The sequence below is a fragment of the Pelagibacterium sp. genome (assembly GCF_035555455.1).
Lineage (GTDB): Bacteria > Pseudomonadota > Alphaproteobacteria > Rhizobiales > Devosiaceae > Pelagibacterium.
In genome coordinates this window covers 56,526-75,296 of sequence record NZ_DATMGM010000037.1, presented here as the reverse complement: position 1 = coordinate 75,296, position 18,771 = coordinate 56,526, and the positions used below count along the sequence as shown (strand labels likewise).

The window sequence follows — 18,771 nt, the reverse complement described above, 5'->3', positions numbered from 1 at the left end:
AAAGGTTGTCTGGCAAGCGCGGTTCTGCGCAATATGCCGGCACATCAGGAGGAAGAAATGATCGGGATTGGGGTTGTCGGGATCGGCATGGTCGCTGGCATTCACGTCCGGGCGCTGCAGGATCTTTCGGATATCGCCGAGGTTCGTGGTGTCTATAGCCGGAACCCGGCGCGCCTGGACGAATTTTGCAAGAAGTGGAACCTGCCTGTCGCTGGCAGTCTCGAAGACCTGCTGGGCCGCGACGATATTGACGTGGTGCTCGTCCTCACCCCGCCCAATGCGCGGCGCGAGATTGTTGCCGCTGCTGCCGCGGCCGGCAAGCACATCCTGCTTGAAAAGCCGCTGGAGCGCGACAGCGCCGCGGCACAGGAACTCGTTGATATAGCGAGCGCCGCCGGGGTGACTCTGGGAGTGGTGTTTCAAAACCGCTTCCGCGAAGCCTCCCTCAAACTCCAGAGCCTCATCGAGTCGGGCGAATTGGGCGCGCTCAGCATTGCGCAGGTCAACGTCCCCTGGTGGCGGCCCCAAACTTATTACGACGAGCCGGGTCGCGGTACCTATGAGCGCGACGGGGGCGGCGTGATGATCAATCAGGCAATCCACACTCTGGACCTGCTTCAAGTCTATACTGGGCCGGTCAGCGAAGTCATGGCACTGATGGGCACGTCTTCGATCCACAAGATGGAAGCCGAGGATTTTGTATCGGCGGGCGTGCGCTTTGAGTCCGGTGCGCTGGGTTCCATCGTCGCGACCACCGCCGCTTATCCCGGCGGACCGGAAACCATCGAACTGGGCTTTGAAAAGGCGTCGGCTCATCTTGGCGCCGGGGTCCTCACCGTCTCCCACCACGATGGCCGCACGGAGACCTTTGGAGAACAGACTGGAACAGGCGGCGGGGCCGATCCGATGGCCTTTCCCCATGACTGGCACACATCGAACCAGCGCGACTTTCTTGAGGCCGTCCGCGATGGACGCCAGCCCATCGTCACCGGCGCGGAAGCCCTCAAGGTTCACCGGTTGATTGATGCCCTGACCCTTTCCTCGCGCGAAAAGCGTGCGGTCACCCTGAGCGAGGTTGGAACCGATGAATAATGCGAGCGTCGTCATGGGCGTGATCGGCATCGATCACCGCCATATCTATGGAATGCTGGCCGGGATGCTCGATACCGGCGCGCGCTGCAAGGGATGGTGGACAGAGGGCGAACCGCAGACCCTGGCCGGGTTCGCCAAGCGGTTCGATGATGTTCCGCGCGCCGACGATTATCGCCGGTTGCTCGACGATCCCGAGATCAATCTCGTCCTGATCGCTGCTCCGCCGCAACATCGCGCCGCCCTGGCCATCGAGGCCATGGAGCACGGCAAGGACGTGATGCTCGACAAGCCCGGCTGCATCGCGTTTTCCGAGCTCGACGCCATCAAGGCCACGGTCGCGCGCACCGGGCGCATCTGGTCGGTGGATTTTTCCGAACGGTTTGAAGTGCCGTCTTCGATCAAGGCCCTCGAACTGGTCAGGGCAGGGGAGATCGGAAAGGTTGTCCAAACCCTCGCCGTCGGCCCGCACCGCCTCAATCGCGCTACCCGTCCCGACTGGTTCTTCGACAAAGCCCGCTATGGCGGCATTCTGGGCGATATCGGGACGCATCAGATCGACCAATTCCTTGCTTTCACCGATTCCAGCGATGCCGAGATTGTGGCGGCAAGCGTTGGCAATTACGCCAATCCAGAGGACCCGGCGTTCCAGGATTTTGGCGAAATCCTGCTCAAGAGCGACAAGGCGCGAGGGTATGCTCGCCTCGACTGGTACACGCCTGACGCGCTGCCCAACTGGGGCGACGGCCGGTTGTTGGTCCTGGGAACGGAAGGCTACATCGAACTGCGCAAATATGTCGACGTCGAGGGCCGACCGGGCACTGACCACCTGTTCATGGTCAACAACACCCGCTCGACCCATATTGACTGTTCGGACATCCCGCTCACCTATTTTAGCGATCTTGCCGCCGACGTTCTTGAGCGCACCACCCGCGCGCACACGTTCGAATATGCAGCGACGGTGACGCGGTTGGCGCTCGAAGCCCAACAGATCGCTGAACAAAGCGCCTGCTAAAACGCCTCCAGAAGGCGGCAAGACAAGGAATTCCGGGCGCTACAACCAGCGCTCGGAGACGACGATATTGTCGCCCGGCAGGATGGGGACATCGAGATCGATGTCGCGCGATTCCATTTCGGAGCCCTGCTGGCGGTACAGCCGGACCGAAGAGCGGTTCGCGGTCGGGGTAAAGCCACCGGCGGCGCTCACCGCAGCTCTTGCGGTCATGCCGAAGGTGTAGGAAAATTCCCCCGAGTTGATAACCGCGCCCTGAATATAAAAGGGGCGGTGTCCGGCGATCTCGATGGCGACACTAGGGTCATGCAGATAGCCGTTGGCGAGTGCTGAGGTGACCCGGCGGGTGAGCGCGTCCGTCGTGACGCCTTTTGCCTTGACCCGGCCCACCAAAGGCAAGGCGACATTGCCGATATCGTCAACACGATAGGTGTCGCTCAGGCCCTCATCGCCATAGACGTTGATGCGCACCGTATCCCCAACATCGAGGAGATACGGCCCGGGTTCTTCAACCGTGTAGGTGCCCGTCTGGGTATGCGCGCACCCTGCGAGCGCCAGAAGCATGATCAGCGAAACGAATCTGAGTGATCGCATGAAGAAACCCAATTCCGGATGCAGCGATCGTTATCGAATTATGGTTAACAAATTCCTTTTCGCGACCCGGAGCGCCTGGTGCGGAGTTTCCGCAAGTCGCGGAAATCGGGCATCCAGAGAACTGCAATAACGGTTAACCACGTAGGGCTGGTCTGTTTTGTTACGGAGGTGGTCGTTGATAAACTCGCCGCACGCGGATTCCCAGATTCTGGATGCAATGTCGAACGTAATTGAAGGCTATCGGGGCGAAGATCGCCGTGCGCGGCGACGGTTCCGGCTTCCGGGTCGGGCGGCTCTTGGCTGGCTGGTCGCCGCATTCGAATCGATTGTGATCCTTGCCCTTCTTTTCAGCCTTGCCGGACTGGCCGCGCTACCAGGAGCACTGGTCTGGCTACTGCTGGCTTATCCGGTTTGGTATCGCCGGATCAGCGCCCCCCACCGACAACCCGATCTGATCGCCTCGGCGGGCCTCGGGTGGGCCGTGGCCTTTGTGCTCTCAATGGCGATCGCCTGGTCAACAGGGGTACGGCCCCTTTGGGGCGAGCTGGCAGGCGTTGCGGCAGTCGGCCTTGCTGCCGGCTGCGCCTTGCGCGCAGGGCTTTCAGCGCTGATCGGACGCCTGATGGATCAGGGCCAGCTCCAGTTGGAGCGGGTCGGTGTGGTTGGCGATGCGGCCAGCCTGAGCGCTTTTGGCACCTATGCCCGTGCTTGGACCCTTGGTGTGCAGCCTGTGATGCATTTTTCGCCGCGTGCAGGCAATGAGGCGGACCTTGCCGGCTTCATTGGCCGCTGCGTTGCCGAAGGGTGCACGAGGATCATGTTCCTTTCGGCTCCCGCGGGCCTCGACGAAGAGCAACTGTCGGATTTGTGCAAGCGCTACAATATCGATGCCGACTTCGTTTCGATCCCTCTCGATCCCCTCGACAGTCGGCGGATCGCCGAGCGGCCGGTCGGGTTCACCGGCATGATCGTCAAGCGGGTCTTTGATATTTCATCGTCGGGCACATTGATTCTCATGCTCTCGCCGATATTGGCGCTGACCGCGTTGCTGATCCGGCTCGAAAGCCCCGGCCCGGCGCTGTTCCGTCAGGAACGGATGGGGTTTAACGGGCGCAGCTTTATGATCTACAAGTTCCGGTCCATGCGGGTGATCGAAGACGGCCATTCTATGCGGCAGGCGCAAAAGGATGATTGCCGCATCACCCGGCTCGGGCGGGTCCTGCGCAAGACCAGTATCGATGAATTGCCCCAGCTGCTCAATGTGCTGCGCGGCGATATGAGCCTGATCGGCCCCCGCCCCCACGCGGTGTCCCATGACAGCGAAATGGAGCGTATGGTCGCCACTTACGCTCATCGTAACCGTATCAAGCCGGGCATTTCGGGGTGGGCGCAGGTCAACGGATTTCGGGGCGACACTTCGACCCGCGAAAAGGTCGAGGGCCGGGTGGCCCACGACCTGTATTACATTCAGAACTGGTCGTTGGCGCTCGACATTTATATTGTCTTCCTCACGGTGTTTTCCCGCAAGACGCGCCAGAACGCCTACTGATTTGCGCTCACTCCAGAGCGAGGGCTGGCAGGTGCAGATAGCGGGTCGACCGTCGCTTGCCTTCGATATCGGCCCATACGCGGCCAACCTGCTCTGCCGTCAGCCCGGCCGCCTGCGCCACATCGTCGCGCGATACACCATTGTCCAGCCCGTACATGCACAGGTCCATCTGACCGTAGGGCACGGAGAAATAGAATTCTTCCTGTGACTGGGCCAGCGTCCATGTATCGGTGGTGGGCGGACGGCGACGGATCTCTTCGGGCACGCCCAGATATTCGGCGAGTTGATAGACCTGCGACTTGTAAAGGTGCGCAATCGGCTTGAGATCGGCGGCGCCGTCCCCGTTCTTGACGAAGAACCCCTGATCATACTCGATCTTGTTGGGGGTGCCGATAACTGCGTAATTCAGCCGATCGGCGTGATAATATTCAAGCTGCTTGCGTGTGCGCTGCTTCATGTTGGTCGCGGCGACGATCGCCAGATACACTTCGGCGGGCATCCGCAGCCTTCTGGTTTCTCCATCGAGCGACTGGACCACCAGATAGGAAATGGCAAAGCCATCGCCTTCGAGCGAATTGGCGATGGTCACCTTGCAGCCCCAGCCGGGCCCGAATTCGGGAACCAGCGTACGGATCGCATCATCGCGGCGCTGATAGCAACCCATCGCGGCCAGGGTTTCGCCAATATCCTCGACAACGCCTTCGGCCCCCAGTCCGTCGAGCAGCGCTTCGGCCAGCCTCCGGCTATCGGGATCGGAATCGTTTTCCGGCATCATCAGCGCCAGCACCCGCTCGGGCCCGACGGCGCGCACGGCAAGCGCGGCGCAGACGCTCGAATCAATGCCCCCGGAAACGCCCAGGACCAGCCCGCGACGCTTCAAATCGGTTCGCAATTGCGTGCGCATGGCAGTGACGATGCGCTCAACCTCCGCTGCTGCATCAAGATGCAGAATATCGGAGGTAAAAGCGGAGGAACGGTTTAGTGCAGTGGTAGCAGACATCAGACCAGGCTTTCTGCCGCAAGCTTGCGGCTCAGTTTTCCGGTATCGGTTTTGGGTAAGGTTTGGCGGAAGATCACGGTTTTGGGCACCATGAAATCTTCAAGCAGTCGTGCGCAGTGGCGGACGACGTCCTTTTCGGTCAGTTCGGGATCGCGGGAGACAACGAGGGCGCAAATCGCCTGCCCCAGAACGGCGTCGTCTCTCCCGATCACGATGGCTTCGGCAATGGCGGGATGGCTGAGCAAGGCAGCCTCCACTTCCCGTGGGGCCACCTTTTCGCCGCGCGTTTTGATGATGTCGTCCTTGCGGGCGACGAAATACAAGAACCCTTCGCTATCGGCATAGAAGAGGTCGCCGGTCGCCAGCACCTTTTCCCCCGGGCGGGAGCCGGGCCGAAGGGCGTGAGCGGTGGCTTCTGGGTCTTCCCAATAGCCCTGCATCACGTGGGGTCCGCGAACCATCAACTCGCCTGTCATTCCGGCAGGAAGCGTTTGGCCATTGTCATCAGCGACATAAACATCCGTGCCGGGAATAGCGATCCCCACCGAGTCGGGCTTGTCGGCCAATCGCTCGGGCGGGAGATAGGTGGCGCGCTTGCACTCGGTCTGCCCGTACATCGAATACAGGGCCGCATTGGGAAAGACCGTGCGCAGCCGGGCCAGATGACTGGGGGGCAGGGCGGCAGAGGCGGTGGTGGTGTAGCGCAGATCGGGAAAGACATCGCGCTCGGGATCGATCTGGTCGAGCATCAGTGCCGCCATCGACGGAACGATGGGCAGGCCCGTGACGCGCTCGGTGCGCAGGGTATCGAGGATCACGCGCGGGAAGGCGAAGGACTTTTCGAGCACCAGCGTCGCTCCGGCCATCATGGCGGTGATCAGTTGGTACAGCCCGTAACTGTGAGCGAGCGGCAGCACCGAGAGCAGGACGTCTTCCGCGTCGTTGTTAAGGTAGCCCATCACCGATCTGGCGGCCGCATCCATATTGGCGTGGGTCATCATCACGCCCTTGGGCTGGCCGGTCGAGCCTGAGGTGTAGATCAGCATGGCCAGATCGTCAGCGGTGCCGCCGTGATCAGGCAAGTCGCCGCTGCCTTCGATCATGGCCGAAAACGCAAGCGCATCGGACAGGACGGGGGATGCGTCACCCGCAACGATCGCCATAGGGCGGTGCCGGGCCTGGTCCATGGCGCTGGCCAGCGTTTGAGCCATTCGGGTTCGGGTGATGACAGCGCGCGGACGGCTGTGATCGATCATATAGGCCAGCTTTTGCGCTTTGGTCGCGGCGTTGATCGGAGAAAACGCCGCCCCGGCCTTTAAAATCCCGAAGATCGCGATGGCGGCTTCCCAACTGTTGTCGAGAAAAACCAGCACCCGATCACCACACCCGATACCTGTCTGTGCAAGCGCGCCAGCCAGCGCCGAGGCACGGTGGTCCAGTTCGGCATAGGTTAGACGTACCGGACCGGCAACGAGGGCCGTCTTGTCAGGCCATCGTTTCGCGCTCTGGGTCAGGTAGTGCTCTATGCGCATGGCCTGGGTGCTCAGGCCGCCGCGTCGGACGCTTTGGCCGCAACGAAGCTGGCGATGGCGTCGACTGAATCAAGGTTGGCCGGCACGATGTCCGTATCGGCGACCTGGACCGAGAAGGTTTCTTCGACGAAAGCCACCAGTTCGAGAACGGCGGTGGAATCGAGGATTTCGTTTTCGATGAGTGAGCCCGAATTTTCGATCATCGAATCTGCGTCGCCGAACAGAAAGTTTTCGACGATGAAGGAGCGGATCTTGTCCTGTGCAGTCATTGTGGTGTCCTTTATCAGGCCGCTTGCGGCCGATTGAGATCAGAAGAAACGGCGAAACGGTCGGCCCAGATCTGGGCCGAGAGCACGCCAACAAATGCGGTATTGTCACGAAAGCCCGTCAGGCCGCTGCTGGCGAGTTTTTCGCGCAAGGCTTTTACCGCGCGCGGATTGAACATGCCGGTGCGGGCCAGCGCCGCGTCTGAAAGCGCCGCCTCGATATAAGGAGCGGCACTGGCTGCGAAGGCTTCGCTGTCCGGCGCGCGATAGGGCTGTTTGATGCGCTTGCCGATTTCGGCAGGCAGCAGATGGCGAGTTGCGCGACGCAGAATGTATTTCTCGTCGAGGCCCCGGAGCTTGAGCGCGGGGGGAATGGAGGCCGCCAGTTCCACCAGCCGGTGATCGAGAAATGGAAAACGCCCTTCTACTCCGTGTGCCATGGCCATGCGGTCGCCCTGCGCAGACAGGATATAGCCGGGTAGCAAAAAGCGTGTTTCGAGATACTGCGCCTGATGCAGCGGATGCCAGCGCCCGAACCGTTCAGGCAGTTGCGCTGCGAGTGCATCCGAGGCGTCATAATCGCTCAACTCGGCCTTGAGATCGCCGGAAAAAAACAACTTGGCTGCCGCCGTCGACCGGAACCGCGGGCGATGGGAAAACAGGGGATCATCGAGCGACGCCACGTTGACCCCGAAATAGGCGGCGAGATAGGCGGCGTTCTGCCTCTGCAATTGCGGCAGATAGGGATAGAGCCGCTTGAACAGCAGGGCGCGCCGTTCCGATTTCGGGTCGCGCGCGCAAAAGCGCCGTACTTTGTTCTCCCGGAAAATATCGTAGCCAGCGAATATTTCGTCGGCCCCCTCACCGGTCAGGACCACCTTATATCCGGAGTCCCGAACGAGACCGGCCAGCATGTGCATCGGTGCCGGCGCGGTGCGCACGATAGGCCGCTCGGCCATCTCCACGATCTGGGGGAAGATTTCAGCAATGTCCGAATTGCGGCAGAGAACCTGCGCATGGTTGGTGCCCAGCGCCGAAACCATCTGGCGTTGAAAACCGCTTTCATCATGCTCGGCGCTCTCGAAAGCGACCGAGAATGTCGACAATCTTTCTGACGTTTCCCGTGCTGCCAATGCGGCGATGATCGAGGAATCCAGCCCGCCCGAAAGGTACGCTCCGACCGGGACGTCAGCCCTCATCCGGATACGCGTCGCATCGGTGAGGAGATCGAGAACGGCCTCGGCGGTAGCGTCTTCGTTCCCTTCGGGGGCGACGTCGGTTGCGTCGGGGAAATCCAACCGCCAATACGGGCGGATAATCGGCTCCCCAGCTTCGATGATCATGAGGTGGCCGGGAGGCAATTCATTGATATCTTTGAAGATCGTACGCGGGGCAAGCGGCGACCAATGCGTGAAGATGTCATCGAGCGCGAATGGGTCGAGCGTCGGGTTGATGGCCTCGTGGCAGAGGAGCGCCTTGATCTCGGAGGCAAAGGCAATTCCGGTTGGGGTGCGGGCCCAAAATAGCGGACGCACTCCCATACGGTCCCGGGCCAGAAGCAGCCGCCGGTGCGGTGCATCCCACAGCGCAAAGGCGAAATCGCCATTGAGATGGGTCACGCAATCGGCACCGTATTGCCGGTAAAGCTTTAGAATGACTTCGGTATCGGTGCGGGTGCGGAAACGATGGCCGCGCGCCTCAAGGTCAGCGCGCAATTGCGGAAAATTGAACACCTCGCCATTATAGCTGATGACCAGCCCGGCCTCCGGGTCGGCCATGGGCTGTTGGCCGTCGGTGAGGCCGACAATTGCCAGACGCCGGTGGCCCAGTCCGATGCCGTCTGCGGTCCAATGCCCGTCGCCATCAGGGCCGCGATGGGCGATGGCTTGCGTCATGGCGCGCAGCAAGGCGCCGCCGTTCCCGGCGGTCATGCCCTGGTCGCGATAGCCGACAATGCCACACATAAAAGGTCGCCCCCAACGAACCCGATGTCCTCAGGCAATCATATGCGCAGATCGCCGGATCGCCGCGCTAAACTGGATTTAGGATTAACAGATGCTCAGGAAAACGAGCCGCCGATCAGGCGGGTCCAGCGTTCGCCCACCAGGCCGTTGAACGGTGCCCGGCCCTCCTGAAAAGCCGTTAAAAGCTCAGGATTTCCGGTGTCGATGACGCTGGCGCTGTCGTGGAAAAACAAGGTGCGCCGGCTCAGAAGCGCGTCGAACAGGGCGGGAGTGGTGCGGCCCTGAACCGACGCCGCGCCAAGGGCATTGGCGTGGGCGAACAGGGCGTCGAGCACCGGTCCGGCCTGACCGGGGGCGTGGAGGACCTCGACCAGACGGGCTGGGCCCTCGCCAGCGAAATGGAACAGGAAACCGCCAATGGCTTTTCCCGTGCGGGTGACCACAGCGCACAGGTGCGGTTGGCCGAAGGGCGGCTTGTCCATTGCTTCGGTGACCACCCGGTTCAGAGTGTCTTCGGACCAGATGGGGACGACGGTATCGCGCGAGAGAAAATCGGCGGCGAGCGCGGAAAATGCGTTTGAATCTATAGGCTTGGCTTCGACGCCAACGCGGAAGTCGGCGGGAAGACCGGTCCAGCGCAGGGGGCCGGGCTTGCGACCGGCGCGACGATCGAGCATACCGGCCAGGGGCGCGAACAGGCGCGCAGCGCCGATGCGCTGAGCCAGCGTGTCGAGAGCGAACCGGGCGGGGCGCAGGACACGCACGAAGGTCAGGCTGTGGCGATCGAGGACCGAACCGCGCAGCTGCTTCCACATGGCGAGCGACGCGTCACCAGCGGTTTCGCTCAACGTGACATCCTGCGCTCCGGCGAAGGCCTTCTTGAGCAGGCGCGCGCCTGTCATCGGGGAGCTCGCATGGTCACGCGCCATCAGGGTGCCAAGAATGGCCGCGCGTAGTTCGTTGTTTTCAAATCGAAATTTTTGCACGGCAACGCCGATGAAACCGTCGATCCCGCCGTCAGACGAGGCGCAAACGAGCGAGGGAATCTCGGGATCGGCGAAGGGGCTATCGAGAAAATGCGACCGGAAATAGTCGGCTAGACCGGGGGGCGGCGGTGCATCGGAGGCCGCCATCACGGTCTGAAACAGGCCGGCAACGGCCTCGGCATCTGTGTGCACGAAGGGGCGAATGCTGTCGATCGGGGTGGTCACGCTGGCGTCAAATCCGGGGTTTTCCATTGCATTGGACAGCCGGAAGAGCGCTGGCAGACACCGCGATTTACGGCGGCTGCCCCCGGCCGCAGGTCCCCGAAGGTTAAGGTAAAATGGGTGTATAATTCGGAAAGATGGCGGTAGTTACGCCAATATTTTTAACAGCATTTTACGCATTAACCACGGGGCCAATTTGCAAACCGAAAACCATTCGCGATGCGGTAGGAAACTCCTCAGTACAGTTTCTGGAGAGTTCAGGTGGTCTCTTCGATTTATGACCGGGTCGAGCCCGATTTGGCTGCGGACGGCATCGGGCGGGTGACGATTGGCGGGCTGCCAATCACCGTTCTGGATCGCCAGCAGAATGCGCGCATGATGTGCGACGCGGCGATGGAGCGGCCCCGTGGCGGTCGTCCCCTCTATCTTACCTCCGCCAATGGCGAAGTGCTGGCCCGCTGCTATCGTGAACCGGAAATGGCGGAATTGTTTCTGGCCGCCGACCAGATCTCAGCGGATGGGCAGCCCATGGTGTTTGCCTCGCGCCATCTGTGCGCAACGGCGCTGCCCGAACGGGTGGCGACCACGGATCTGTTTCACGACGTGGCGCGGATCGCACAGGACGAGGGGTTGAGCTTCTATATGCTCGGCGCCGATGAAGACGAAAACGCCCGCGCGGTCGAAGCCGTGCGCCGCCTTTATCCCGATCTTGATATCGTGGGCCATTCCCACGGGTATCTGACCGGTGAGGCGCTGGACGCCAAGATCGACGAGATCAATCAATTGCGCCCCGATATCCTGTGGCTGGCCATGGGCGTGCCCAACGAACAGCGGTTCATGGTCGAGCATGGCGACAGGCTGACCGGGGTGGGGGTGGTCAAGACTTCGGGTGGATTGTTCAATTTCCTGTCGGGCAAGAACCGCCGCGCGCCGGGCTGGATGCAGGCCATGGGCCTCGAATGGGCCTGGCGGATCGGGCAGGAGCCGACACGCCTGTTCGGGCGCTATTTCGTCACCAACCCGATCGCCATTGTGGCAATGATGCGTGCTTCGGCCTGACGGCCTGGCGCGAGACAACAAAACAGTCGCCGTCTCTCGTATCCGGGCGGTAAAGCCGGACTTAACGGTTGGCGTGCTTTAACGAGGACTCCGGGAATGCCGCCATCGACATGGGCAGGCAGCGTCTTGGGGGCCGGAAATCGACGCTGACGGCAATGGCCAAGGGCCAGCGATGAAAGGCAAGGGCAGCAGGACATGTACACCACGCGCGCGCCTCAGGATCAGGGCCCTGTAAGCAGCGTTGCGGCGCGCTTGGCCCGGTTCAACGCCCCCGCACGGCCACCCGAGCCGGCAAATGAAACCGACGGGGCGGAGATGAGGGGCGACGTGCTGGTCGCCGAACCCGCCCCAGCGTTTTCCCCGCCATCGCTACCGGTGCTCGACAGCTGGAGGGTGATCTCCTGGCTGTGGTCGGGACGGCTGTTGATTGTGCTGTGCCTTGTGGCGGGCGTTGTCGCCGCGCTGGGGGTCTCGCGGGTTCTGCCGCCGCGCTTCACCAGCTATGCCGAACTGTTGATCGCGCCGCCCTCGGCGCCGATTGCGCCCGACAGCTATGCCGCGCAAACCCCGCGCGATACCCAGATGCTCGAATTCGACAGCCGCTTGCGGATGCTGACCTCGACCAACGTGCTCGAACGCACCGTTGTGGCGCTGGGCCTCGACACCGATCCCGAATTTGTCGACCTGCCGAAATTGTCGCTGCCGTTCCTGGGTGCTAGCCCCGAAGAGCAGGCCGAGGACGCGCGGCTGGGGGCCATGCGATCGCTCTATGAGCGTGTGGGCGCGCGCCGGGATGGCCAGACCTATGTTGCCACCTTGGAAGTCAGTTCCCAGGACGCACATAAATCGGTGCGGATCGCCAACGGGTTGATCGCTGCCTTTCAGGAAGAATTGTGGGAGGCCGAACGCACAACGGCGGGACAGGCGGTCGAAGCGCTCAATGAGCGGCTGGGCGTTCTGCGCGAAAGCGTTTCCGAAGCCGAAGCGGCGGTGGAAGATTTCCGCCGCGCCAATGGCTTGCACGGAGGCGAGGGCCAATTGCTGGCCAGCCGCTCGCTCGATCAGGTCAACACCCAGGTCAACGACGCCCGCGCCACCCTGATCGCTGCTGAAAGCCGCCATGCCGAACTGGTGGGCGCGCGCAATGCGGCCACCGGGGAAAGCGGCATCTGGGACAATGAGGCCATTGCCGGGCTGCGGGCGCAATACAATGAATTGCGGCGGCAACTGGATGCCCAATCGGCGATCTACGGCCCGCGCCATCCCAATATCACGGCGCTGCGGCCGCAAATGCAGACACTCGAAGCGGCGATCAATCAGGAAGCGGACCGGATCATCAGGGCTGCTGCCGCTGACATGGAACAGGCTCGCTCCGTGGTCGATCAGCTGTCGGCCCGCGCCGACCTGACCCGGGTGATCCTGTCCGCCGATGAAAGCGCACTGATCACGCTGCGCGAATTGCAGCGTGAGGTCGATGCGCAGACAACGATTTATGAAAATTACCTGCGGCGCTCAGGCGAACTCAATGAGCAAAGCCAGATCGAATCGACCGCTGTGCGGGTGATCTCGCCACCCTTGCCGGCGGCTGGCCGGAGCTGGCCGCCCCGCACAATCGTGCTGCTGGTGCTGGGAGCCTTTGCGGGTCTTGCTGTGGGCGGGGGCATCGCCATACTGGCGGGCGCGACGCGCGCGTTCCTGCCGGTGCTGCGGGGCAAGCTCGCGGAGGTTTCCGGGCGATGACGGCGGCTTTTGTCTGAAATGCGGGAGGCGGCGAAAGCTGCTTCGAGGCGAAGGGGGATCGCCGTCAATGAGCCTGAAGATCGGAACCTTGGGCGACCGGGTCGCCAATCGCCTCGTGCGCCATTTTCCGCGCCGGACCCTGGAGGTCTTGCCGCGAACGCCTATCGTCTCGTTTTCCTTTGATGATGCGCCCGAAAGTGCCTGGCGCAACGGGGCCGACATCCTTGAGCGCCATGGGGCCCGGGGGACATATTATGTCTGTGGCGGATTGGCCGATAAGCAAGGCGAGAGCGGGCGGCTGATCGGCGCTGCCGGGTGCACCGATCTGGCGGCGCGGGGGCATGAACTGGCCAGCCATACCTTCAGCCATCGCAAGCTGGCGGCCTATACGCGCCGCGCGCTGGTCGATGACCTTGACCGCAACGACGCCTATCTGGCCCAATTCGATGGCCGTACGACGCCGCGCAATTTCGCCCTGCCCTTCACCATGGCCAGCCCGGCCGCGCAACCGCTGTTGCGCCAGCGTTTCCGCACCAGCCGGGGCGGGCAAACCGGCATCAACCGGGGTCTAATCGACCCTTATTATCTCTCGACGCTGGAATTGCGGCCCGATACCAGCCTCGCCTCGGTCAACGCTGTTTATGACGCTCTGGCCGTCGATGCGGGCTGGCTGGTTGTTTTCACCCACGATGTTGCCGATGATCCGTCCCCCTATGGATATTCAGGAACGGCGCTCGATGCGGTGGTGCGCGAAGCGGTGCAGCGCGGTTTTACCATCGCAACCGTGGACGGAGCGATGGATATTCTGGGTGGGGCGTCGCCGACGGCTTTGTAAGGAAAACCCCGCCAATTGGGGCATTCCCTCATGTCCCAACCGGTTAACCACATACCCATCCCGGCCATGCGGCGGGGCGGCGGACGGGGTATAAAATCCAGGGCTTTACCAGTTGGGATATGTGCGTCTGTGAGCAACAGCGTTTCCATCGTCATTCCAGTGCGTGACGGCAGGGACTTCATTGCGGAGGCCATTGCCAGCGCCCTTGCGCAGGGCGATTGCGTTGCCGAAGTGATCGTCATCGATGATGGCTCGACCGATGGAACGCCCGAGCTTGTGGCGGCAATCGCCGATTCGCGGGTGCGCCTGGTGACCGAGCGGGCGGGACGCAGCGGGGTTTCGGCGGCGCGCAATGACGGGGCCGGGTTGGCCCGGGGCACCTGGCTGATGTTTCTCGACGCCGATGACCGGTTGCGGCCCGGCGCGCTGGCTGCGCTGCTGGCGCAGGCGACGGAGCGGGCGGTGGCGGTGTATGGCGATTATGAGCGCATCGATGCCGAGGGGAAAAATGCCGGCAGGCGCGGGGTCTTGCGCGGCGCGCGGAGTAAACCGTCCGGGGCGATCGCCGAGGCGCTGCTGGCGGGCAATTTCATCGTCAATGGCGGGATCATGATCGTACGCCGCGAGACCTTTGCGCAGTTGGGCGGGTTCGATGAAAGCCTGCGTTATTGCGAGGATTGGCACGCCTGGGCGCGGCTGGCGATCGCGGGCGAATTCCTCTACGTCCCCGCCCATATCATGGACTATCGCGTCTATGGCGAGAGCGTGATGATGGCCCGCCCGCTGACCGAAGCCCAGTATGGACCGGCGATCGACAAGCTGTTTGCGGACCCGGCGGTGGTCGCGGCCATTCCGGCGGAGCGGCGCGCAAAATTGCGCAGCCAGGCGGGTGCGCACCTCAACGCCTATGCCATCGGGCAGGCGATCCGGGCCCGGCGGATTGGGCTGGCTGTACGGGGGATGGCAGAGACGCTTTGGAAACACCCGCGCCACTTTCCCCGGACGCTGCTGGTCGGGGGGGCGGCGCTTGCAGGACTTTGAGATGAGCAACGATATCGTGGCGGTGGTCTGCATCCCCAGTTTCCGGCGGCCCGAGGGGCTGCGCCGGACTTTGCAGTCGCTCGATGCTCAAAAGACCGACTTTCCGTTTGCCATCGCGGTTATCGACAATGATGCCGGGGGGCAGCAGGCACTGGCCGAGGCCGAGGCGTTTTTTGCGCGCACGGGGCGGGCGGGCGTCGCCGCGGTCGAAGCGCAACAGGGCAATGTGCATGCGATCAACGCCGTGTTTGCGCTGGCGCGAACCAAGTTTCCGCAGGCGAAGTATCTGCTGATGATCGATGATGATGAGGCCGCATCGCCCACATGGCTGGCGGCGATGGCGGAGACTGCGGAGCGATACACGGCTGATATTGTGGGCGGACCGGTGGCGCGCGAGTTTGACAGCACGGTGAGCGCGGCCATCCGGGCCCATCCGCTGTTCGGGTCGATCGACGCGCGGACGGGGCCCATCGATATTATCCATGGTACCGGCAATTGCCTCATCCGCCGGGACGTGTTCGAGCGGCTCGACCAGCCGCTGTTCGATGTGCAGTTCAACTTTCTCGGCGGCGGCGATATGGATTTTTTCTCCCGCGCGCGCCGGGCGGGATTGCGGTTCGCCTGGTGCGAAGAGGCGGTAATCACCGAGTTCGTGTCGGGTGAACGGCTGAGCCCGCGCTGGCTGATGGCGCGGTCGATCCGCACCGGGACCATCAATTACACCATGGACCGCTTGCGCGTATCCGGCTGGGGCCAGCATGCGCTGCTGGTGGCCAAGAATGCCATCAGCCTTGGCCTGTCGATCCCGCGCATGGCGCTGGTGCTGCTGCGGACAGGACGATTCTTGTCGGCCACGCACCCGCCGTTGATGTCGCTGGGTCGGATCCTGGGCAGCCTGGGCATCGTGCCCACTCCCTATCGCGGCAAGCCGTCCGGATCGGAAGGACGAGGGGCGCCATCCGGTCCTGTCGCCGACGTCAGGCGCTGACCGATGTTGCGTAACGCCTTTACCTATCTGGTCGCTCACGGGGTTCCCGCTGTGCTGGGGTTCTCGGCCATCGTGCTGTTCACCCGCCTGCTCAGCCCCGAGCAATATGGATATTACGTGGTCGCCATGAGCCTGGCGGGCATCGTCAATGCGGTTCTGTTTGCCTGGGTGCGCCTGTCGATCCTGCGCTATCAGTCGGAAGGCAAGGGCACCGACATCAGGATGAGCGCGCTGGCGGGCTACGGGCTCTCGGCGGCGCTGTCGCCGCTGATCTTGCTGGGCTTCATGCTGTTGACCGACAGCCCGCCCGAGCAATTGCTGTTTGCCTCGCTCGTGGCGCTGGCGATGGGGCTGTTCGAGTTCGGGCAGGAAACCCTCAGGGCCGAGCAGCAGGCCCGCCCCTATATGCGCATTTCCATGCTCCGGTCGGTGCTGACCTTCAGCCTGTCGCTGCTGTTCGTCTGGCTGGGATGGGGCGGGTTGGGGCTGCTGGCCGGGATCGGCTGCGCGTATCTGTTCTCGTTTATCGTCTCCTCGCCGGTGGTGTGGCGCAGGCCGGTGCGGAAATTCGACGGCGCGACCTTCCGGCGGATGCTGGTGTTCGGCGCGCCGATGGCGCTGTCGGGGGCGGTCTTTTCCCTGCATGGTGCCCTCGACCGCCTGATTGTCGTGCACTTTCTGGGGGAAGCAACCGCGGGCCGCTATGGCGCATCGGCGGATATGGTGCGCCAGATCGTGCTGTTGCCCGCCATGGCGATCGGGGCGGGCATGGTGCCGGCAGTGATCCGATCGCTATCGGAAGAGGGCGAGGCCAAGGCCAACAGTAATCTGGAACTGACCTTCGAAATGCTGATGGCCGTGCTGGTGCCATCGGTCATCGGGCTGGCGCTGGTGGCGCCTGCCTTTTCATCGGTGATGCTCGGGCCGGAATTTAGGGAAGTGGCGGCGATGCTGATCCCGATTCTCGCCTTTGCCTGGCTATTCCAGGCGCTGACCCATCAATATATCCACGCCTCGTTTCACCTGGCAGGGAAGGCGCGCTTCCTGCTGCTGCAGGGAATCATCATCCTTGCGGCCAATGTTCTCGCCAGCATCGCGTTGATTCCCCGATTCGGGCTGCAAGGCGCGGCATGGGCGCTGGTCATTGCCGAAGTGGCAGGCGTTCTCGCCGGATTTTTCCTTGCCGGGAAGGCCTATCCATTGCCGCGAGTCGATTCGAGGATTGTGCGGGTTCTGGCGGCTGGCGCGGCGATGGCGTTGCCCACCTATATGGTGCGGGGGCTGTTCGGCAATCCGGTGGCTGATCTGGCCGTGTCGGTCATGGTCGGGGTGGTCAGTTATGCGGTCGCGGCACTGGTGCTTGATCTTGTCGGCGTGCGGACTGCATTGATGCGGAGGCTCAACGTGCCGCAACCGGATGCTGCGGGATGACGGCTGCCAACGGGCCTGTTGGTAGGAAAGGCTTTAAATCCCTTTGCCATACTGCAGGCATGACGGGCTGGCAGGCGAGACGAGGTGTGATGATGTGCTTTTGCAAATCGCAGAACGTCTTGTGCGTCAGGCCCCTGGTGGGGGCAGTTAAGACTGCGGCGTGTTGCCGATGAGCGCGGTCGGCCAGGACCATGCGGTCGGGGTGGAACACAGAATCGGGCTGTTCCCGTCACTGATTTTTCTTGCCATCTTTCTCGTCGGCTTTGTCTCGCTGGCCCCCTATCCCGATCTCTCCAGCGATGCCGGCCGCTCCCTCGCGCTCGATCAACTGACGGCCCTTGCGCTGGCCGCCAGTGCGCTTGTCTGTGCGGCGCGGCTCAAGGTGCTGCCCCTTGTCTTGCAACCGCGCGGCATCATCTTGTTGCTGTTTGCCTGGCTGGCGCTGACGTCGATTGCGGCGCCGGAAATGATGACAGCATGGCGTCGGCTGTTGGTGACGTTTCTGCTCTGCCTCAACGCAAGCCTCTTGTTAACGCTGCCCAAAAGCCGGGAGAACTTTGTGGCGCTGCTCACGATGGCAGCCGCGACCGTGATCGCCATGTGCTATTTTGGCGTGCTGGTGTTACCCGATCGGGCCATTCACCAGGCCTGGGACGCGGTGGAGCCCCAACTGGCCGGAGATTGGCGGGGGGTGTTCGAGCACAAGAACGTCGCCGCGCCGGCGATGGTGATCGTCCTGTTCATAGCGCTGTTTATTGCCAGTGCATCGTCGCGGGCGCTTGGCTGGCTGTTGGCGGCGCTGGCGCTGGTCTTTCTCATCCAGAGCAATGGAAAATCGGCGCTGGGCCTGTTGCCCGTGGCTTTGGTCGTGGCCTGGCTGATCGAGCGGGCTCCTTACCGGGGCTTTCTTGTGTTGCTCCTGGTGATTCTGGGAATCAATTTTTTCACCGTGGGCTCGGCACTCTCGCCCGCCATCTTCGACTTTGTCGACGGGCTGGGAATCGACGCCACCTTCACCGCCCGCTCGGATGTGTGGAAGCTGGCGCTGAGCGGTGTCGCCGAGCATCCATGGACCGGCTTTGGCTTCCAGTCCTTCTGGCAGACCGACGCATTGCAAGAATCGGACGCTGCGCTGGAGACCTGGGCGGTGACGGCAGCGCATGCCCACAATTCCTATATCGATGTGATGATCGACGGGGGGATTCCCGCGCTGGGTCTGACGCTGATCTGGCTGGTGTTTTCGCCGATTCGCGACCTGGGGCTGGCGAGGCGTCGGGGCACAGATCAGGCGATGACCCGGCTCTACACCCGCATCTGGGTCTTTTCGCTCATCCTTGCGAGTCTTGAAAGCATGTTCTTCATGACGCAAGGGGTGATGTGGTTCGCTCTGCTGCTTGCGGTGTCCGGCATCAAGCTGCAGGCGCGTGCAGACCTGATTGCAGGCTCACAGAACTGACCGATTC

16 protein-coding genes are annotated in these 18,771 nt (G+C 62.6%); 10 read left to right on the top strand and 6 right to left on the bottom strand.

All coding sequences use genetic code 11. The features are described 5' to 3' along the window. Positions 1 to 57: 57 nt before the first annotated feature. Positions 58 to 1,092 (top strand): Gfo/Idh/MocA family protein, encoded by a 1,035-nt coding sequence (locus tag VNS12_RS06765; RefSeq protein WP_325487083.1) that lies wholly within the window; start codon positions 58 to 60, stop codon positions 1,090 to 1,092. Beyond that, complete coding sequence (locus tag VNS12_RS06760) at positions 1,085 to 2,104, top strand: Gfo/Idh/MocA family protein (RefSeq protein ID WP_325487082.1); 1,020 nt, start codon at positions 1,085 to 1,087, stop codon at positions 2,102 to 2,104. The genes VNS12_RS06765 and VNS12_RS06760 overlap by 8 nt, the downstream gene beginning before the upstream one ends. Positions 2,105 to 2,143: 39 nt before the next feature. On the opposite strand, the gene VNS12_RS06755 is transcribed toward VNS12_RS06760, so the two are convergent. Further along, positions 2,144 to 2,695 carry a polysaccharide biosynthesis/export family protein gene (locus VNS12_RS06755; protein WP_325487081.1) on the bottom strand — a complete coding sequence of 184 codons (552 nt, stop codon included), beginning with the start codon at positions 2,693 to 2,695 and terminating at the stop codon, positions 2,144 to 2,146. Positions 2,696 to 2,912: 217 nt separating this feature from the next. On the opposite strand from VNS12_RS06755, the gene VNS12_RS06750 reads away from it, so the two are divergent. Then, entirely contained in the window at positions 2,913 to 4,244 is a 1,332-nt protein-coding gene (locus VNS12_RS06750; protein ID WP_325487080.1) for an exopolysaccharide biosynthesis polyprenyl glycosylphosphotransferase, read from the top strand. A 7-nt stretch (positions 4,245 to 4,251) separates the two neighbouring features. On the opposite strand, the gene nadE is transcribed toward VNS12_RS06750, so the two are convergent. The 5 genes from nadE to VNS12_RS06725 all read right to left on the bottom strand — a co-directional run bounded on the left by nadE (position 4,252) and on the right by VNS12_RS06725 (position 10,244). After that, positions 4,252 to 5,244, bottom strand: a complete 993-nt coding sequence (gene nadE / locus VNS12_RS06745; protein ID WP_325487079.1) for an NAD(+) synthase — start codon at positions 5,242 to 5,244, stop codon at positions 4,252 to 4,254. After that, positions 5,244 to 6,776 carry a class I adenylate-forming enzyme family protein gene (locus VNS12_RS06740; RefSeq protein ID WP_325487078.1) on the bottom strand — a complete coding sequence of 511 codons (1,533 nt, stop codon included), beginning with the start codon at positions 6,774 to 6,776 and terminating at the stop codon, positions 5,244 to 5,246. Before VNS12_RS06740 ends, nadE begins: the two co-directional genes overlap by 1 nt. Before the next feature lie 11 nt (positions 6,777 to 6,787). Further along, positions 6,788 to 7,045 (bottom strand): acyl carrier protein, encoded by a 258-nt coding sequence (locus VNS12_RS06735; RefSeq protein ID WP_325487077.1) that lies wholly within the window; start codon positions 7,043 to 7,045, stop codon positions 6,788 to 6,790. Positions 7,046 to 7,059: 14 nt separating this feature from the next. After that, positions 7,060 to 9,006, bottom strand: a complete 1,947-nt coding sequence (gene asnB, locus VNS12_RS06730; protein WP_325487076.1) for an asparagine synthase (glutamine-hydrolyzing) — start codon at positions 9,004 to 9,006, stop codon at positions 7,060 to 7,062. A 95-nt stretch (positions 9,007 to 9,101) separates the two neighbouring features. Then, entirely contained in the window at positions 9,102 to 10,244 is a 1,143-nt protein-coding gene (locus VNS12_RS06725; protein ID WP_325487075.1) for a hypothetical protein, read from the bottom strand. Between the two features lie 231 nt (positions 10,245 to 10,475). On the opposite strand from VNS12_RS06725, the gene VNS12_RS06720 reads away from it, so the two are divergent. From VNS12_RS06720 to VNS12_RS06690, 7 genes are all read left to right on the top strand, one after another. Next, positions 10,476 to 11,273, top strand: coding sequence for a WecB/TagA/CpsF family glycosyltransferase (locus VNS12_RS06720; RefSeq protein WP_325487074.1), 798 nt, complete (start codon positions 10,476 to 10,478; stop codon positions 11,271 to 11,273). A 195-nt stretch (positions 11,274 to 11,468) separates the two neighbouring features. Beyond that, the gene (locus VNS12_RS06715; RefSeq protein WP_325487073.1) at positions 11,469 to 13,013 is read left to right on the top strand and encodes a GumC family protein; all 1,545 of its coding nucleotides are present in this window, start codon (positions 11,469 to 11,471) and stop codon (positions 13,011 to 13,013) included. Between the two features lie 67 nt (positions 13,014 to 13,080). After that, positions 13,081 to 13,848: a polysaccharide deacetylase family protein gene (locus tag VNS12_RS06710; protein ID WP_325487072.1), complete on the top strand. Its 768-nt coding sequence runs from the start codon at positions 13,081 to 13,083 to the stop codon at positions 13,846 to 13,848. 129 nt (positions 13,849 to 13,977) lie between these two features. After that, positions 13,978 to 14,889: a glycosyltransferase gene (locus tag VNS12_RS06705; RefSeq protein WP_325487071.1), complete on the top strand. Its 912-nt coding sequence runs from the start codon at positions 13,978 to 13,980 to the stop codon at positions 14,887 to 14,889. Between the two features lies 1 nt (position 14,890). Then, positions 14,891 to 15,877: a glycosyltransferase family 2 protein gene (locus VNS12_RS06700; RefSeq protein WP_325487070.1), complete on the top strand. Its 987-nt coding sequence runs from the start codon at positions 14,891 to 14,893 to the stop codon at positions 15,875 to 15,877. Positions 15,878 to 15,880: 3 nt separating this feature from the next. Next, positions 15,881 to 17,308 (top strand): oligosaccharide flippase family protein, encoded by a 1,428-nt coding sequence (locus VNS12_RS06695; RefSeq protein WP_325487069.1) that lies wholly within the window; start codon positions 15,881 to 15,883, stop codon positions 17,306 to 17,308. A gap of 169 nt (positions 17,309 to 17,477) precedes the next feature. Continuing rightward, positions 17,478 to 18,764, top strand: coding sequence for an O-antigen ligase family protein (locus VNS12_RS06690; protein ID WP_325487068.1), 1,287 nt, complete (start codon positions 17,478 to 17,480; stop codon positions 18,762 to 18,764). Positions 18,765 to 18,771: the final 7 nt, after the last annotated feature.

What these genes read in the sequence shown, in the direction of transcription:
- VNS12_RS06710 (WP_325487072.1), top strand. Translation starts at nt 13,081, where the DNA reads ATGAGCCTGAAGATCGGAACCTTGGGCGACCGGGTCGCCAATCGCCTC.
- VNS12_RS06760 (WP_325487082.1), top strand. Translation starts at nt 1,085, where the DNA reads ATGAATAATGCGAGCGTCGTCATGGGCGTGATCGGCATCGATCACCGC.
- VNS12_RS06740 (WP_325487078.1), bottom strand. Translation starts at nt 6,776, where the DNA reads ATGCGCATAGAGCACTACCTGACCCAGAGCGCGAAACGATGGCCTGAC.
- VNS12_RS06735 (WP_325487077.1), bottom strand. Translation starts at nt 7,045, where the DNA reads ATGACTGCACAGGACAAGATCCGCTCCTTCATCGTCGAAAACTTTCTG.
- VNS12_RS06725 (WP_325487075.1), bottom strand. Translation starts at nt 10,244, where the DNA reads ATGGAAAACCCCGGATTTGACGCCAGCGTGACCACCCCGATCGACAGC.
- VNS12_RS06695 (WP_325487069.1), top strand. Translation starts at nt 15,881, where the DNA reads ATGTTGCGTAACGCCTTTACCTATCTGGTCGCTCACGGGGTTCCCGCT.
- VNS12_RS06755 (WP_325487081.1), bottom strand. Translation starts at nt 2,695, where the DNA reads ATGCGATCACTCAGATTCGTTTCGCTGATCATGCTTCTGGCGCTCGCA.
- asnB (WP_325487076.1), bottom strand. Translation starts at nt 9,006, where the DNA reads ATGTGTGGCATTGTCGGCTATCGCGACCAGGGCATGACCGCCGGGAAC.
- nadE (WP_325487079.1), bottom strand. Translation starts at nt 5,244, where the DNA reads ATGTCTGCTACCACTGCACTAAACCGTTCCTCCGCTTTTACCTCCGAT.
- VNS12_RS06765 (WP_325487083.1), top strand. Translation starts at nt 58, where the DNA reads ATGATCGGGATTGGGGTTGTCGGGATCGGCATGGTCGCTGGCATTCAC.
- VNS12_RS06690 (WP_325487068.1), top strand. Translation starts at nt 17,478, where the DNA reads ATGAGCGCGGTCGGCCAGGACCATGCGGTCGGGGTGGAACACAGAATC.
- VNS12_RS06750 (WP_325487080.1), top strand. Translation starts at nt 2,913, where the DNA reads ATGTCGAACGTAATTGAAGGCTATCGGGGCGAAGATCGCCGTGCGCGG.
- VNS12_RS06700 (WP_325487070.1), top strand. Translation starts at nt 14,891, where the DNA reads ATGAGCAACGATATCGTGGCGGTGGTCTGCATCCCCAGTTTCCGGCGG.
- VNS12_RS06715 (WP_325487073.1), top strand. Translation starts at nt 11,469, where the DNA reads ATGTACACCACGCGCGCGCCTCAGGATCAGGGCCCTGTAAGCAGCGTT.